The sequence below is a fragment of the Leisingera daeponensis genome, from assembly GCF_019801465.1.
Taxonomy (GTDB): domain Bacteria; phylum Pseudomonadota; class Alphaproteobacteria; order Rhodobacterales; family Rhodobacteraceae; genus Leisingera; species Leisingera daeponensis_A.
Window position 1 is genome coordinate 36817 of record NZ_JAHVJA010000016.1, and the last position, 17754, is coordinate 54570.

Annotated in this window: 13 protein-coding genes; all 13 read left to right on the forward strand. The window is 57.7% G+C overall.

Annotation, left to right across the window (positions count from 1 at the left end):
• Positions 1-4: 4 nt before the first annotated feature.
• The 13 genes from KUV26_RS21350 (at position 5) to KUV26_RS21410 (ending at position 17445) form a co-directional block, all read left to right on the forward strand.
• On the forward strand, positions 5-808 hold the full coding sequence (locus tag KUV26_RS21350) for an iron-sulfur cluster assembly protein (protein WP_222506247.1): 804 nt from the start codon (positions 5-7) through the stop codon (positions 806-808).
• A gap of 66 nt (positions 809-874) precedes the next feature.
• Positions 875-2506: a chaperonin GroEL gene (gene groEL / locus KUV26_RS21355; protein WP_222509918.1), complete on the forward strand. Its 1632-nt coding sequence runs from the start codon at positions 875-877 to the stop codon at positions 2504-2506.
• A 61-nt stretch (positions 2507-2567) separates the two neighbouring features.
• Positions 2568-3611, forward strand: a complete 1044-nt coding sequence (locus KUV26_RS21360) for an NAD(P)-dependent alcohol dehydrogenase (protein WP_174149219.1) — start codon at positions 2568-2570, stop codon at positions 3609-3611.
• 109 nt (positions 3612-3720) lie between these two features.
• Positions 3721-4116, forward strand: coding sequence for a VOC family protein (locus tag KUV26_RS21365; protein WP_222509919.1), 396 nt, complete (start codon positions 3721-3723; stop codon positions 4114-4116).
• 25 nt (positions 4117-4141) lie between these two features.
• Positions 4142-4666 (forward strand): Twin-arginine translocation pathway signal, encoded by a 525-nt coding sequence (locus tag KUV26_RS21370; RefSeq protein WP_222509920.1) that lies wholly within the window; start codon positions 4142-4144, stop codon positions 4664-4666.
• Positions 4667-4679: 13 nt separating this feature from the next.
• The gene (locus tag KUV26_RS21375; RefSeq protein ID WP_222506243.1) at positions 4680-6251 is read left to right on the forward strand and encodes a GMC family oxidoreductase; all 1572 of its coding nucleotides are present in this window, start codon (positions 4680-4682) and stop codon (positions 6249-6251) included.
• Positions 6252-6304: 53 nt separating this feature from the next.
• Positions 6305-8521: a catalase/peroxidase HPI gene (katG, locus tag KUV26_RS21380; RefSeq protein WP_222509921.1), complete on the forward strand. Its 2217-nt coding sequence runs from the start codon at positions 6305-6307 to the stop codon at positions 8519-8521.
• 249 nt (positions 8522-8770) lie between these two features.
• Positions 8771-9262 carry a hypothetical protein gene (locus KUV26_RS21385; RefSeq protein WP_315900163.1) on the forward strand — a complete coding sequence of 164 codons (492 nt, stop codon included), beginning with the start codon at positions 8771-8773 and terminating at the stop codon, positions 9260-9262.
• A gap of 102 nt (positions 9263-9364) precedes the next feature.
• Complete coding sequence (locus KUV26_RS21390; RefSeq protein WP_222506241.1) at positions 9365-11332, forward strand: sigma-54-dependent Fis family transcriptional regulator; 1968 nt, start codon at positions 9365-9367, stop codon at positions 11330-11332.
• Between the two features lie 545 nt (positions 11333-11877).
• On the forward strand, positions 11878-12318 hold the full coding sequence (locus KUV26_RS21395) for a hypothetical protein (RefSeq protein ID WP_222509922.1): 441 nt from the start codon (positions 11878-11880) through the stop codon (positions 12316-12318).
• 443 nt (positions 12319-12761) lie between these two features.
• A complete protein-coding gene (locus tag KUV26_RS21400) occupies positions 12762-13619 on the forward strand; it encodes a glycosyltransferase family 32 protein (RefSeq protein ID WP_222509923.1) in 858 nt (285 codons plus the stop codon).
• Positions 13616-15844, forward strand: coding sequence for a family 16 glycosylhydrolase (locus KUV26_RS21405; protein WP_222509924.1), 2229 nt, complete (start codon positions 13616-13618; stop codon positions 15842-15844). The genes KUV26_RS21400 and KUV26_RS21405 overlap by 4 nt, the downstream gene beginning before the upstream one ends.
• Positions 15841-17445, forward strand: a complete 1605-nt coding sequence (locus tag KUV26_RS21410) for a carbamoyltransferase C-terminal domain-containing protein (protein ID WP_222509925.1) — start codon at positions 15841-15843, stop codon at positions 17443-17445. The genes KUV26_RS21405 and KUV26_RS21410 overlap by 4 nt, the downstream gene beginning before the upstream one ends.
• Positions 17446-17754: the final 309 nt, after the last annotated feature.

Sequence of the window (17754 nt, forward strand, 5' to 3'; positions counted from 1 at the left end):
GGCGATGCTGGTGGCCAATCTCAAGGCAGAGCTGGAAACCGAGGTCTGGGACTGTCTCGACAATGTGACCGACCCGGAACTGGATGAGCCTGTGACAGACATGGGTTTCATCGAGCGGATCGAAGTCAAGGATGCCAAGTCGGTAAAGGTCGAGTTTCGTCTGCCCACCTATTGGTGTTCGCCCAACTTCGCTTTCCTCATGGCCTTTGGCATTCGCAGGGAGGTGACATCGCTGCCCTGGGTAATTGAGGCCGAGGTGCAGCTGAACGATCATTGCTTTGGCGACAAGGTCAACGAGGGCGTAAACAGCGGGCGCGCCTATCACGACATCTTCGCGGAGTACTGCGATGGCGCGAAGCTGGACGAAGTGGTCGAGACCTTCCTCGCCAAGGCCTTCGACCGGCGGCAGGAAACCGTGCTGCTGGGTCTGCAGGCGCTGGGTCACAGGCCCTCCGAGATTGTCACGATGACGCTGGCCGAGTTGCAACAGGTGACTTTCAACGGCGAAGAGGAGCTGCGGCAACTGCCACGCTACCTCGACCTCTTGGCAGTGCAGGGTCTGGCCACCGAGCCCGATGATCTCGCCTTCACGACGTGGGAGGGGCACGAGATCGCGGTGGCGGATCTCAGCGATCATCTGACACGGCTGCGCAGCACCCGGATCAACATGGAGTTCAACGGCGCGCTCTGCCGGGGACTCGCCAAGACCCGCTACAAGGAGGTCGAGATCGGGCCCGATGGGCCGCAGCTCATCGACTTCATTGCAGGTCACGTGCCGCCTCGGGAAGAGGCCGCAGCGACCGACTAAGGCGCGGATAAACCGAAACTTCAAAGGGAGGCGCCCAGGTATCGGCCTGGGGCGACGGAGGAAGATATGGCTAAACTTATGATACATGGCAAGACTGCCCGCAATGCATTGGCCCGCGGTGTCGCGCGGCTGGCGGCGGCGGTGGAGCCGACGCTGGGCCCAAAGGGTCTGAACGCGATGGTCGACCGCCCGGTCGGCACGCCGCTGGTCACCCGCGACGGGGTCAGCATCGCCACCGAGATCGAGTTGAACGACCGGTTCGAGAACATGGGCGCGCAGGTGGTCCGCGAGGTCTCAATGCAGACCAATGACGTGGCCGGCGACGGAACCACCACCGCCATCGTGCTGGCCAATGCGCTGATCCAGCGCGGCGTGGACCTGACCGACAACGGCGTTAAGCCGGTGGACCTCTGCAAGGGGATCGATCTGGCCGTGGCGCGGGTGATCGATGGGATCGACGCCTCCTCGCTGAGCTGCGACGATCACCCGGAATACCTAGAGGCCGTGGCGCGCGTGTCCTCGACCGACCCCAAGCTTGGCGAACTGGTGGCCGAAGCCTATCGCCGCGTGGGCCGCGACGGGGTGATTTCGGCCGATTTCGGGGTGACCATCGAGACGACGATGGAAGTGGTCGAGGGCATGTCCTTCGAGCGCGGCTACATCTCGCACCACATGGTCACCGACCGAGAGCATATGGAGGCGGTGCTGCGCAACCCGTTGATCCTGCTGACCGACCAGAAGATCCTCAAGCCTGAGATGCTGGATACCGCCATTTCGCTAGCCGACGGCGAAAACCGCCCGCTGTTGATCGTCGCCGAAGAGATCGCACCGGAAGTGGTGGTAAAGCTCTTGGACAACGGCGGGGCCGGTAAATTCCTGATCGTGCATCCCCCGGAATACGGCCATTGGCGCACCGCGGTGATGGACGATCTTGCCATCCTGACCGGGGGTGAAGTTCTGGCCCGCGACCTCGGCAAGAAGATCGAGAACGTCACGCTGGCCCAGCTGGGCGGGGCGGAAATGGTCCGCTCACATGCCTCCGGCACCTCGGTGCTGCGTGGCGAGGGCGATCCGGAGGCGATTACCGCCCGCCGCAACCAGGTCCAGCGCCAGCATGATGCGGCCCCGCCGAACATCGAGAAGGACAAGCTGCGCGAGCGGCTGTCTAAACTCACGGGCGGCAGCGCAATCATCTATGCAGGCGGTTTCACCCCGGTTGAGCAGAAGCGCACGATCCAGCTGATCGAGGACGCGCTTTGTGCGGTCCAGGCGGCCGCCGAGGATGGAGTGGTTGCAGGCGGTGGTACGGCGCTAGCGCAAATCTCTGACTGCCTCGACACGCTCGACGCGCTCGGCGACGTGGCCAAGGGCATCCAACTGGTGCGTTCGATCCTAACCGAACCGGTCCGCCGCATTGCCCGTAATGCCGGGGCCGACGTGGCCGCCGTGGCGCAGGCCGTGGCCGAGGGCCCGTCGGGCCACGGCTACAACGCCGCCGCCGGCACCTACGGCAACATGTTTGAGGTTGGCATCGTCGATCCCGCCCGTGTGCCTGCCAGTGCGCTAGTCAACGCGGCCTCGGTCGCGACGCTGATCCTGACCACGGAAACCCTGATCGGCGATCTCGACGAAGGCGAGGCCGATCCGACCGAAGGCCCCGCCCGCGGTGGCGGTGCCGAGCTTCTGGGCCGCGCCTGAGCGCTGTTTCATACCCGAGAGGCCGGGCGTTTCGGCCTCTCCCGACAAAAGGAAATAGACAATGAAAGCCGCGAGACTATACGAATACGACCCCGACATGAACGTTGAGTTGAAGATCGAAGACGTCGCCGCGCCCACGATCACGGCCCCGGACGAGGTGATCGTCAAAGTCGGCGCCGCGGGCCTTTGCCGCACCGATCTGCACATCATCGAAGGCGTCTGGAAGGACATCATGGACACCGAGGGCAACCTGCTACCCTACGTGATGGGCCATGAAAATGCTGGTTGGGTTGAGGACGTGGGCAGCAATGTCACCTCGGTCAAACCCGGTGACGCGGTGATCTGCCACCCGTTCAACGCCTGCGGCATCTGCCTGGAGTGCCGCTATGGCCATGACATGTACTGCGACCACGGCAAGTTCCCTGGTCTCGGGCTGGATGGCGGCTTTGCTGAATATTTCAAGACCAACGAACGCTCGGTCATCAAGTTGAACACTGGCATCACGCCGCTGAGCGTCGCGCCGATGGCCGATGCCGGGATCACCGCCTACCGCGCCGCCAAGAAGGCCGCGAAACTGCTTAATCCTGGCGGTTATGTCCTGCTTCTGGGCATTGGCGGGCTGGGCCATATCGCGCTCCAGGTGCTCAAGCACACTTGCGGAGCTCGGGTCATCGCGGTGGACCGGGAACCGGCGGCGCAGGTGCTGGCCAAGGAGCTGGGGGCCGACATCGTGCTCGACGGCGGGCCGAACCTCATCGACGAGGTCAAGGACCTGACCGGCGGCGGGGTGCATGTGGCGATTGATTTCGTCGGCGAGCACGGCACTGAGAACATCTGCTGGAAGCTGCTGCGCCAGGGCGGCGAGCTGATCATGGTGGGCTATGGCGGCACGGTCGAAGTGCCGACGCTGGAGCTTGTCGCCAACGAGATCAAGATCGGCGGCAGCCTTGTGGGCGACTTCGTCGAATTGGTCGAGCTGATGGAAATGAACGCAGACGGCAAGGTCACGATGCACCAGACCGAATACAAACTGGCCAACATCAACGAGGCGATTTCTGACTTCAAGGATCGCAAGTTCACCGGACGCGGCGTGATCGTACCCTGACACGCAGTCCGGTTCCCCGAGGCGCGCCGCCTGCGCGCCTTGCCTCGCGGGCCTGCGTCCTTCCCGTCTGCCCGCGAGGCTCCCTACCACCTTCAATGCCGAGGACACCATGGCCAAAGCCATCCATTCCATGATCCGCGTGCTGGACGAAAAGCGCTCGGTCGATTTTTACCGCAGGGCCTTCGGACTGACCGTGGCGGAACGTCTCGAGTTCGACGGCTTCACGCTGGTTTATCTGTCCAATGACGAGGCCGCCTTTGAACTCGAACTGACGATCAACAAGGGCCAGACTGAGTCCTACATCCCGGGCAACGGCTATGGCCACTTGGCGGTCTGCGTGCCCGACGTGGTGGCGGAACACGCAAGGTTCGAGGCAGAGGGGCTGAAGCCCCGCAAGCTCGTCGATTTCAAACACGAGGGCGCAACGCTCGCCCGTTTCTTCTTCGTTCAGGACCCCGACGGTTACGAGATCGAAATCCTGCAACGGGCCGGACGCTACCGGTAATCCAGATCAGACAGGGAGGATCCCAATGTCACTACGCAAGCAAGGCATGACCCGCCGCCAGTTGCTGTCGCAAAGCGCGCTCTTCGGTGCGGGCTTCGTTATCGGCACCGGTTTCGTCGCAGGCAAGGCCAGTGCCTCCAATTGGGCGCTCGAGGTCCAACATCTCAACCCCGAAACTATGGCGACGCTTATCCAGATGGCGCGCGATATCTATCCGCACGACCAGGTTGGGGATCAGTTCTATGCAATCGCGGTTAAGGGCTATGACAACGCAGAGGCGGCCGAAGGGGTTGAGGCCGGTGTCGCAGCGCTAAACGATGCGGCCAGGGGCGTGGGCTATGCCCGCTACATCGACATCGGGTGGGAACGTGAGCGCGCCGATCTGTTGCGCGGTATCGCAGACACCGCCTTCTTCCAGAAGGTCCGCGGTGGTCTAGTGACCGGTCTCTACAACCAGAAAGCCGTTTGGCCGATCTTCGGATACGAGGGCGAGAGCTTCTCCGAAGGCGGCTACATCGACCGCGGTTTCGACGACATCAACTGGCTTTGAGGGGGCTTGACCAATGAGCGCACCATTTGACCTGACAGACGACAGCGTTGTTGTCGTGATCGGAACCGGCGCCGGCGGCGGCGTCCTGGCCAACGAATTGGCCCAGAAAGGCGTTTCCGTCGTCGCGCTGGAGGCCGGCGGGCGCTACCTGCCCGAGGATTACCTCAACGACGAATGGGACAGCTTCGGCCAGCTTGCCTGGGTCGACCCGCGCACCACCAGCGGTGATTGGCGGGTGTCGAAGGACTTCTCGGGCCTGCCGGCCTGGATCGTCAAGGCGGTCGGCGGTACGACCATCCACTGGGCCGGGGCGTCGCTGCGCTTCCAGGACCACGAATGGAAGGCGCGCAGCACCTATGGCGATGTCGCGGGGGCCAACCTGCTCGACTGGCCGATCGACCCGCGGGAGATGGACGGCTACTACACCCGCGCTGAGAACAAGCTGGGCGTGACGCGCACGGGCGGACGTGCCGGGCTGCCGGGCAACAACAACTTCAAGGTCTTCGAGAACGGCGCGCGGGCGCTGGGGTATGAAGCGGTCCACACGGGCCGGATGGCGATCAACTCGGGCGACTACGACGAGCGCCCGGCCTGCCAGCAAACCGGGTTCTGTTTCCAGGGCTGCAAATGGGGGGCCAAGTGGTCTGCCGCCTATACCGACATTCCGCGCGGTGAAGCGACAGGCAACCTTGAGGTGCGTGAACGCTGCCATGTTCTGCGGATCGAGCACAATGAGCGCGGCAAGGTCACGGGCGTCATCTATGTCGATGCGGAAGGCAACCAGCAGGAACAGAAGGCGCGGGTCGTCTGTGTTGCAGGGAACTCGATCGAAAGCCCTCGGCTCCTGCTCAATTCCGCCTCGCCAATGTTCCCCGACGGGCTGGCAAACAGTTCCGGCCAGGTCGGGCGCAACTACATGCGGCATGTGACCGGCTCGGTCTATGGGGTCTTTGATCAGCCGGTGCGCATGTGGCGCGGCACGACAATGGCCGGGATCATCCAGGATGAGGCGATAAACGACCCCTCCCGGGGCTTCGTTGGCGGATACGAGCTAGAGACTCTGGCACTGGGTTTACCATTTATGGCGGCATTTCTCGACCCCGGCGCCTGGGGGCGGGAGTTCACCACTGCGCTCGACCATTACGAGAACATGGCGGGCATGTGGATCGTGGGTGAGGACATGCCGCAGGAAACAAACTGCATCACGCTCAACACTGGCGTGACCGACCAGTACGGGTTGCCGGTGGCCAACGTGCATTTCGACGATCACCCCAACGACATTGCTATGCGCGATCATGCCTACAGCCAAGGCAAGGCGGTCTACGAGGCGGTCGGAGCGACCCGCGTCTTCCCGACGCCGCCCTATCCGTCGACTCACAACCTCGGCACCAACCGTATGTCGGCCAACTCGCGCGACGGGGTGGTCAACGCCCATGGCCAGAGTCACGACATCGCCAACTTGTTTGTCTCAGACGGCAGCCAGTTCACGACCGGTGCGGCAGAAAATCCGACGCTGACCATCGTGGCGCTGGCGATCCGGCAAGCCGAGTACATCGCGGAGGAGCTTGGCCGTCAGAACCTCTGACCCCGCGCTGAGACACCGATACAAAACAGAATTTCCAAACCAGGGAGACGAAGATGGACGGAAATGACATGAGGAAGGCGGGCGGATGCCCCGTCATGCATGGCGCAACAAACAAGGCGGGGCGCAGCAACCGCGACTGGTGGCCGAACCAGCTGAATATTTCGGTACTGCACCAGCATCAGCCAGTGTCCAGCCCGATGCCTAAAGGTTTCGATTATGCAAAGGCCTTCAAGGCGCTCGATCTGGATGCTGTCAAAGCAGACCTGACCGCGCTGATGACCGATAGCAAGGACTGGTGGCCCGCCGATTACGGCCACTACGGGCCGTTCTTTATACGCATGGCCTGGCATAGCGCTGGCACTTATCGTACCGCCGATGGGCGCGGCGGGGCCTCGGCCGGCAACCAGCGTTTTGCGCCGCTCAATTCCTGGCCGGACAACGGCAACCTTGACAAGGCCCGCCGGCTGCTCTGGCCGATCAAGGAGAAATACGGCAACGCCCTGTCCTGGGCCGACCTGATGATCCTCGCTGGCAACGTCGCCATCGAGAGCATGGGCGGCAAGACCTTTGGCTTCGCTGGCGGGCGCGAGGATATCTGGGCGCCAGAGGAAGACGTCTACTGGGGCGCCGAGGCCGAATGGCTGGCAACCTCCGACAAGCCGAACAGCCGGTATTCCGGGGACCGCGAACTTGAAAACCCGTTGGCTGCTGTGCAAATGGGCCTGATCTACGTCAATCCTGAAGGCCCGGACGGCAACCCAGATCCCATCGCGTCGGGTCGTGACATCCGTGAAACCTTTGCCCGGATGGCGATGAATGACGAGGAAACCGTGGCCCTGATCGCCGGCGGCCATACCTTTGGCAAGGCACATGGGGCAGGCGACCCGGCGCTAGTCGGACCCGAACCCGAGGCTTGCCCGTTGCAGGAAATGGGTTTCGGCTGGAAAAACGCTCACAAATCGGGCAAGGGCGTGGACACCACGACGTCGGGTATCGAAGGTCCTTGGACGCCGAACCCGACCGAATGGGACAATGGTTATTTCGACGTGCTCTTCGGCTACGATTGGGAACTGACAAAAAGCCCGGCCGGAGCGCATATCTGGCACGCGAAGGGGCTTTCGGATGAGGATCACGCGCCGGAAGTCGATGCCTCAGTCTCCAAGGTGCCGGTGATGATGACCACTGCCGACATGGCGATGCGGATGGACCCGATCTATGGCCCGATCTCCAAACGGTTCCACGAAAGCCCAGAGAAATTTGCTGAAGCCTTTGCCCGCGCTTGGTTCAAGTTGACCCACCGCGACATGGGGCCCAAAGCCTGCTACTTGGGTAAAGAGGTGCCCGACGAGGAACTGATCTGGCAGGATCCGGTCCCGGTCGTGGATCATCCGCTCATCGACGACAAGGATATCGCGTCGCTGAAGGCGGAAATCCTGGGCTCCGGCCTATCGGTCGCCGATATGGTCTGGGTGGCTTGGGCCTCGGCCTCCAGTTTCCGAAGATCAGACAAGCGCGGCGGCGCCAATGGGGCGCGCATCCGTCTTGCCCCGCAGAAGGACTGGGAGGCCAACGAGCCGGAACGCCTGGCACACGTTCTCGACGTTCTTGCCGGCATCACCAGCGCTTTTAACGGCGGCGCGTCTGGTGGAAAAAAAGTGTCTCTGGCAGATGTTATCGTTCTCGCGGGCAATGCGGCCGTCGAAGAAGCGGCAAAAGCCGCAGGCCACGACGTTACCCTGCCGTTCATCCCGGGTCGCACCGATGCGAGCGCCGCCCAGACCGATGCCGAATCCTTCGTTCCGATGGAGCCAATTGCAGACGGTTTCCGAAACTACGAGAAAGCCGCCTATTCGGTTCCGGCCGAGGCACTTCTGGTGGACAAAGCCCAGCTCCTCGGTCTTAGCGCTCCTGAGATGACGGTCCTAGTCGGCGGGATGCGCAGCATAGGCGCAACCCATAAAGGCACGGATACGGGTGTTCTGACAAAGAATACTGGGGCGCTTAGCCCGGACTTCTTCGTCAACATTCTGGACATGGAGACGGAATGGGTGCCGGTCAACGGCGCCGAGCGTGTCTTTGACGGCTGCGACCGCGTCAGCGGTGCCAAGAAATGGACCGCGTCGCGCGTAGATCTTGTATTCGGATCGAATTCACAACTTCGGGCGCTGGCGGAAGTCTATGCCAGCCGTGGCAATGAAGGCCTCTTCGTCTCTGATTTCGTAGCGGCTTGGAGCAAGGTTATGAATGCTGATCGGTTCGAATTGAACTGACGCCTGACACGGTGGATCAGACGAAAACCGTATTTGGTTTGTTAGCGAGTATGTCGGGGGCCAGACACGGGTCCCTGACAGGTTGTGTCTGCCATGAATGCCCTGATCGCGGAACCGCGTTTCGGCCACTAGACATGCTCGGAACACTACCAAAAACCGCAAGAAAAGCCTGTTACGGCGATATTCGATCCTAAAGTTTTGGCAATTGGCTGCGCAGGCTGCTAACATTTTTGCACGGGAGGAAAAGTAGTGGTGGATATTTTTTCAAAGCGCGATGGTCCGCGTCTTGAAGACGTGAAGGCAAAGCGCCTTCTGTCGGAAAATGCTGGCACGATACGCAAACTTGCGGATCAGATCAGCAATGGCGGATTCAGCCGGATGCAGGCCGAGCAGGCGCGCCGGAAACAAGAGCCGAAGCCCGACGGACTGATCATTCACGACATGAAGGCGCGGGTCACATCCGACGTGCCCGAGCCTTATGTCAAGGTCAGCCTCAACAACCGTGTGGTGCTGGTCGACAAGTCGACAGGCCGCCAGATGCAGATGCTGGGCGAGATCCGCGGCAACTTCATATCGAAAAAATTTATGCTGGCGACGAAGGAAAACGGTTTCTTCTCGCCGCTGGAGGGCGACACCGCCGCCGCGCTGGCGCATTTGGACGGGATGGAGATGACCGACACCTTTAACGATCGCACCCTTGCAGAGGCGATTGAAGCCTTGCTTGTACCGCAGGACGATTGAACCCTGCCGCGCAATTTTCTCGAAATAGACCGGATGGAATACCTACAGGGCCGTTAGTACAGGCCCGAAACGACACTTTAGAAAAGCAAGAGGGCGCAGCAATTGCCTGATAACTCCAGCTATTCGGAAGGCGATACCCGCAAGGCATGGGAGAGATTTGTCTCCTCCGACAAGGATGGCAACGGGATGCCGACGAACGTGCGGGATGAGATCCTCGATTCCTGGCGGCGCAGCCGGGAGTTAGGAGTCGATGCCGGCAGCCAAGCATCGCGCAAGGTGATCGACCAAAGCCAGTTGTTTCTCCGCCGCGAACGCAATTCCGCGCTCCGCCAGGCGGCCTCGGCGGCCTTCAAGCGGCTGGAGCCGCATCTGAAAGAGGCTCGCACCATCCTGATCCTGGCTGACAGCCAGGGGGTGATCATCGACGCCATCGGTGACGAACACGTACTTGACGAGGGTCAGGAAATCCATTTGCAACTTGGCGGCGATTGGAGCGAGCGCACCATCGGCACCAACGGCATCGGCACGGCTCTTAAGACCGGCAAACCCTCTTACGTGCACGCCTCCGAGCATTTTGCCGAAGGCGTACAGGCTTGGACCTGCGCGGGTGCGCCGATCTTCGACCCCCTCACCCAGAACGTGATCGGTGTCGTGGATCTGTCTGGTCCGCCGCAGATTTTCCGCCAGCATAATGTGGCGCTGGTCCTGGCGGCGGCGCGCGAGATCGAGATTGCGCTGGCAGAACAGAAACAGGTTGAACGCACTCAATTGCTGGAGGCCTTCCTGATGTCGGATTACAGCCGCGCGCATGACAGCGTGGTGCTGGTCGATCAGTCAGGCCGAGTGCTGTTCCGCCGAGGGCTGGACGATGATCCGCAGCGCCGGACCAAGGAATTGTCGGTCGGCCACAAGCTGTTGCCGAAACTCGAAGGCCTGTCGGACCAGGACATTCCCAAGCTCTTGCCTCTTAACGTTAAGGCGGAAGGCATCGAACGGCTCAAGCTGGAAGGCGTCTTTCGCGGCGCCGCCCTGTTTCTCAAGGACAAGGGCAAGATGCAGCGTAAGGCTGGAGCAACCTGCACCATCAAGCCGCGGGTCAATGTGGCCGAAGGCGAGATCCAGATCATCGGGTCGTCGCCGAAGATGGCGGATGCCATCGGCCTGGCCGAACGCGCGGCGCTGGCCAATGTTTCGGTGCTGATTCAAGGTGAAACCGGGGTCGGCAAGGAATTGTTCGCGCGCCTGATCCACAGCCGCATACCGGATAACAAAGCGCCCTACGTGCCGGTTAACTGCGCTGCCATTTCCAGCGATCTGATCGGCGCGGAACTGTTCGGCTATTCGGAGGGCGCCTTTACCGGCGCCGTCCGGGGCGGGCGCGCCGGGAGGTTCGAACAGGCCAACAACGGGGTGCTCTGCCTCGACGAGATTGGCGACATGCCGATCGAATTGCAGCCCTACCTGCTCAGGGCGCTCGAACAGCGTGCGATTTACCGCATGGGCGAAAACAAGCGGCGCCCGGTCGATGTCCGGCTGGTTTCGATGACCAACCGCGACCTGCGCCAGGAGATCGAGAAGGGCAGTTTCCGCCGCGACCTGTTCTACCGGATCGGGGTGATGACCATCGAGGTGCCCCCCTTGCGCGAACGCGGCGACGACATCGTCGCGTTGCTCGACCATTTCTCAAAGAAATATGCCGAAGAAACCGGACGCCCGCCGATGACCTTTGCCAAGCGGGCGATGGAATTGATGCTGCAATACCAGTGGCCCGGCAACGTCCGGGAGCTAAGAAATGTCGTCCAGCGCTTCTACCTTATGAAGTCGGGTGGCTTCGTGACTGAGCGGGACCTGCCACCGGAGATTCAGGACGATTTCGATGATGGCGACGAGGATTCTCTGGAGCACATCCTAGGCGGCCATTCCGGTGACTTAGAAAGCATCGAAGCCAGCGCCATCCGCCGGGCGATCACTGCTGAAAACGGCAACCTGACCAAGGTGGCCCAGGTTCTGGGGATCTCGCGGCCAACGCTTTATCGCAAGATCAAGCGGTATCACATCCGCAAGGTCTGAGGTTGCGGGCTACAGGGGCCCGGTTACAGCATCAAAGCCCCACATATAACGCAGCAAGCTGCCGGAGCGCATTTTTCTATGTCCGGCCACAAAGCCATGTATAGCTATGAAAACAGTTCCGAAATGTGGATAGCCGAGCGGCTGGTTACTTCCTGAAGTCGCTGACCTCAGGAAAGTTTCTAGCGTAGACAGGGGCAATATGCCAGTCCCTGCGGCAGTCCACACTTTCTCCTAAATTCCCCCGCCTGCTTAGTCTGCGGGGGTAATACAGAACTTCGGTTTTTAGCTCTTCACCGCGCCGTGCAGGGGCGGTTAGAAAGGCGCTCGACAGGTCTTGCCCATGACAGAAGTCAGCCTTGGTCATTGGTCGACCTCGCAAACTGCCTTCAAAATTCTGCGTCGCGGTCTGCATTTCCTGCCGTTCGCTGCGATAGCAAAGTCACCCTGGGGGCGAACTCACGCACTGCGGGACAAAGCTGTCGTTCCCTTCATGAGGGATTTCCGGCATGCTCATATCCGTAGCATCGTAGACAATAGGGTAAGATATGAGTTTTGGAGACGCCAACAAGCGACCCCCTAAAGCAAGCTGGCTCTATGATGTGGCTGTGTTTAACGAAAGTGAAGACTATGCAGTGCCGGGCGATGTTTTAGTTTTCCGCAACATCGAAGAAATGTGCTCGGGGATGGAAGCTTGGATGGTCGAAGATGGCGGAATTGGGTTTTGCTTGAATGGCTTAGGGCAAACTATCAAGCTTGACATGATCGGTGAAAAAGCGGTGGGTCTAGTAGACGATGCTAGCGAACCCGATCTCACCACCTTGCAATCGTGGCTAAAGTCTGCAGCCAAAAGTGTCCGAGATGCGAGAGAGATTAAGTCGCGCAAAAAGCCTCGTTTTTTCTGGTCGCCTCCGACACTCGGATACGTCGAGGCTCAAGGGGTATTGCCTGAGACCATTGAGGGATTGATAGCCTACATTCATATGTAGGTTTGGGCTCTTTGCTGCCTTGCGGCGGTGCAGCACCAAGCTGCCCGCCGCGGCAGCGTTCCTGGCTAACCGTGATTGGCTCGAGCCAGCCCAAAGCGGCCCCATGCCTAGCGACCAGCCTGGCGGGCCAGCACATGCAGGTCGGGCGGGTAGCGGACATTTGCTGCTGGCGCAAACTGCAAGAAGATCCTCGAACGAAGCGGACCTAGCTGTGGACGATGGGTTGCAGGCTATACGCTAATCTCCTATAAGTCATTGCAACCCCAAATTGCCTATCATTTGAGATTCACTAGTGAATACCCTTGTCCCGCAGAGCGCAATCCTGGTGAGCATCTTCTGAATGATCCTCCGTTGACACCCTTGTCAAAAGGCAGTGTGAGAACAGCTGCCAAGCTCACTTGAGGAGCTTGAATTGAGAAAATCTACAAGCAAGAGAAATAAGCGTGAACCATACTGTTGGACCTGATCCACTTGAGCCCGATGAGCGAGCACGCTCCAACTTTGTGCGCGACTTGGTGCAGCAGCGGAAAGAACCACCGAACGCTTCGTCGGTGTGGCCCGGCCCGACACCAAAGCACATCGTACAATTTTGGGACGACTTGCAACGGCTACCTGGAGACGTTGAAGCCTGCATGAACTCTTGGAGGCAGCTTGAACGAGAAGGTTTTACAATAGAGGTATTCGATAAACACTCTGCGAGCACTTTTATCCGAAATCGTCTGGGTGCGCGTTTTGAAAGAGCGTTCAAGCAGTGCTATCATCCTTCGATGATGTCGGACTACTTTCGCTACTCATATGTACTCGTCGAGGGTGGGTTTTACATTGATGCGGACGACGTCTACCACGGCACGCCTATTGGCAAACTTTTTGAAGATGGACGTTTGAAGCTGCAGCCGTTCTGTTACGATGTGGCAACGGCTCAGATGGTGCCTGCAAAAGTGTTTACTGAACACGGAGCTGATCGACTGGAGTGGATATTCTACTTCAATACGACGCCCCTTATAGCACCACGAAATCATCCCATCGTTGAAAGGGCTCTCTTTAACGCCACCGCCTCTTTGGAAGCAGACAAATCCAATGGTTTGCCAGAAGTTCAAGCTACAACTGGGCCGGGAAACCTCACACGATCAATCTTTGAGGTAATAAGTGAAGGTTGTCCGTCCGACGCGCTCATGGTTGCGCATGATTGGGATCTAACATCCACAAGCCAGTGGCCACTTAGCTATCGCAACGACTCGAGAAATTGGAGGTTGTCCAATCAGCAAGCCTTTGTAGAACCACATACTACAGCCGAGCTATGAACCTCAACCGCACGCGTTTTGCCGTTCATCGTTTGGCCGTTCGGATGGGACATGGCTTTCGCAGCATTCTTCCGAGGCAAAAATCAAGAGCATTCGGGCGCCAGCAATGCTTATCGGCGGAAACGATCGAAAAGGTTTACGTAATCAATCTTGACCGAGAACCAGACCGTTGGGCTCGCGTTAGAACGGAGCTTAGGCGGGTTCGGGATACGTTTGGCGGTGACCTTCTAGCTCTTTCGGAAAGACACCCAGCCGTGGATGCGAGGAGTTTCTTGCAGGACCCTCCCAAGAGCGCGGCTGTTGATCCCTTTTACACATTGGCAGATCAACTTTTTGTCGAGCCTCAACCTCAGACGCTTCCAACACGGTTTGAGCTTGATGAGCCAATCCGAATGAGCCGGGCTGAAGTTGCCGTTGCAAGGTCACACATAGAGATTTGGAGGAAAATTGCGAACGGCTCGCAGGAATATGCTCTTATTCTCGAAGACGACGTTTGGTTTCACCCAAGCTTCGCCCGTCATCTCGATAAAGCTTGGAAGGATATTGCGGATAATAGCGATAGCTTTGGTGCCTTAGACCTACTTTATGTTTCATACATGGAGGCAACGAACGGTGCTCCAAAGAATTTCGTTTCGAATAGTGTATTCAGGCCAGAGCGCGGACTATGGTACTTGTCTGGTTACGTCCTTTCACGGCAAGGAGCGAAGAAGCTTCTCCGCTTGCTGCCGTGTCGTGGTCCGGTTGATCTGTGGATCAACCAGAAGTTCAGTGAGTTGAATGTTTATGCGACAAGGTGCCCCATTGTTCGTCAAAGAACAGACTCTTTCTCCACCAACTCTTACTCTATTCTTCCAGCCCTCACTACGATTGGTGCTATAGACAGTGAAGGCGCGGCGCTATTCAATTCCAGACCAACGCGACAGCCTGTTTTTTCTTTTGGCCCACCCAACTCTGGCCAATCGTCTCTGGCTATGGCTTTGTCAATGCTTGGTTACCGATGCTGTAGCGATCTCGACATGCTCCCGACAGAGGAATTAAATCAGCTTAGCGAAGGAAGTTCAGATCGGGTTTTTAATGCGTACGTCAATGTGGGGTGCCTCGAACCCATGATTGAGGACCTTCGCAGCAAATATCCCAACGCCAAGTTCATCTTAACTGCGTCTCCCGGAAGTTCTGCTGGCCCAACGCTTCAAGATATTTTGGACTGTCTTGAGGGTGCGGATGTTATCACACTTGATACTGAAAGTATCACTGCATGGCGAGTTCTTTGTGAGCACCTTAGGTGCGTTCCACCATTTTGCTCATTCCCAAGTTTGGAAGATTTGGGACAAAGACCCGTCGCCGATGAACGCACGGAACTAACCTTGGGCAAAGAACGCGCATTACCCAAGTGGGATCGTTCTCCCTGGGTAGTTGAAGCTGATTATCACTCTTGGTCAGGAATTCGAATCGAGCCGCCGAGCGATGTGGCAGCAGGAAGGTATTTGAATTCTTGCGACGTCCCAGGTCCGTTCGACTCGAAGTTTTGGTCCAAGCGATCAGATACCTTTACCGGGAACGCGGCGCTTTTCCGTCCCGAAAATGTAAAGAAATATGATTTCGAGGGCGTTTCGCTACATGTCCAGCGGGAAGAGTTGGGTGTTCGGAAATTCAGTGCAGGTGCCGTAACCAGCCATGCCGATTTCTCTTACGGACGGTTTGAAGCAACACTTCAAGCTTCTAGCGTGCCTGGGGTAGTCACAGGGTTCTTTCTTCACCGAAATTCGCCACATCAGGAAATAGACATTGAAATACCCGGGAATGCGCCCAATCGTCTAATTGTCAATGTCTTTTACAACCCAGGCAACCAGGGCGCACAGTTCGACTACGGTTACCGGGGATCTCCAATGTACATCGAACTGGGATTCGACGCGTCAAAGGGAATGCATCAATATGCAATCGAATGGACGCCGCACGAGATCAGATGGTTGGTCGATGACGCGCTAGTCCACCGACGCGTGCTTTGGAATCCAACCCCTATTCCGCATTTGCCCATGAAACTGCATTTAAATGCTTGGCCTTCTCGCTCCTATCAACTTGCTGGGCGGCTGTCCGCTCGTCGGCTTCCAGCTAAGGCCTACATTCATTCAATCCGAGTACAGAGTTACGACCAGCTACCAATTGCACAAGAAGTCAAAACCTCTATGGGATCTGGTAAGCCAGTCAATTGTGGAGCTTCAAAATGAAGATTCTTTCTTACAATCCTGGCCACGACGGCGCATTCTCGTATATCAAGGATGGTCGTTTAATATTCTCCATCGAAGCCGAAAAAAACTCCAGTTACCGGCACTCAGCGATATCTGTACCCGATGCCTTCCAAGTCATTGCTGAACTTGAAACAATTCCAGACGTTCTCTGCCAAGGTGGCTGGTGGCCTGGTGACATTCCGCGAGTTGGGGAGGTCGTTGCAGGTTACCGTGACAACGATTTCGCCACGGTCAACGTGAGTAAAAGGCGCTTTCTGGGAAAGGCCATAGATTTCTTTTCATCGTCCCACGAGAGATCGCATCTTCTTTGCGCGTTTGGCATGTCGGACCTGCCGAAAGGCACTCCCTGTTATGTGTTGCTTTGGGAAGGTGTCATTGCGGCCTTCTACGAAATCGATGCCGAACTCAAAATAAAGAAGATAGCGGAAGTGCTGCCAGAACCAGGCCATCGATATGCGTTGCTTTACGCATTGGCGGACCCAACTTTCGACATGAGTGTCGCTGAATACTCCCGACTATCCGACGCTGGAAAACTGATGGCACTCGCTTCGTTTTCGAAAAGAGGTCAAGCTTCTAGCGAGGAAGAAAAAATTGCGTCGTTCTTGTTGCAAGATTGCGAGCACTTGAAACCCAGCGATTGCGAGGCCCTGAAGGAGTTGTGTCACTACAATGTGGGGCTGGATGATCAAGAATTTCGAAACTTTGCTGGAATCTTTAGTGGTCGGCTTTTCAACCGTTTTGCCCAGTTCGCAGAAGCCAATCTCAAGAGGGAAATGCCCTTGTTAGTTGTAGGAGGTTGTGGTCTTAATTGCGATTGGAACACCAATTGGAAAGATTCAGGACTGTTTAGCGAGGTGTTCGTCCCGCCGGTCGCCAACGACTCGGGTTCGGCGATTGGCACAGCCATTGACGCACAGTTCCACCTCACTGGCGAACCAAAGATTGAGTGGAGCGTATACTCTGGACAACATTTTCAGTCTGATGAATGTGTGGATAGCGCCGAGTTTGACGTATTGGAGCCGAATATCGGGACGGTTGCCACACTGCTGGCAAACGATATGATCCTTGGGTGGGTCAGCGGTCGCTACGAAATTGGACCGCGCGCCCTTGGCAATAGATCCATTTTGGCAGCGCCTTTCAGAGCCAGCACCAGAGAACGGCTGAATGTGATAAAACAGCGGGAGCAGTTTCGGCCAATAGCTCCCGTATGCTTGGAAGACGATGCAAAAAAATGGTTTGGCTGCAATCAGCCAAGCCCATTTATGCTTTACACTTACCGCGCTTCAACGAATGAGCTTTCGGCGGTGACTCACGTCAATCGGACTGCGCGTATTCAAACTGTATCGGAAGTGAGCAACCCTAGATTGCACGAGTTGTTGACGGCATTCAAAGATCTAACAGGCTATGGGGTGTTGTGTAACACTTCATTGAATTTCAAGACCAAGGGCTTCATTAACACGATGTCTGATCTTTCTGCATACACTTTGGAGCACAAGATTGACGGGTTCGTGGTCGATGGAAAGATATACATGCGAAGAACGTCTTCACAGTACCAAAAATATCTCCGCCAAAATTGTTGAAAGGCGTCGAAACAGTTTCTCTCTGTCTCGCCCTAAGCTCTTACATGATTAGACCGATAAACAAAGTATAGAAGGATGTCAGCGTCGACAGAAGTGATGCGCCTCAGGATCATCCAAGGTCCGATTTAGTGAATAGTGCAGCACTGTCCAACGGAATGCCGCGCCGAAGCACTGAATGCTGCACTCGGTTGCCCATGGCCGTTCTGGCTACCACTGCAGTGCGGCGTCGGGTTGTGACGAATGTCCGGTCAGGGTCGGGAGCCAACGGCACGCCTGGACAAGACCGGTGATTGGCACACCTGTTAGTCT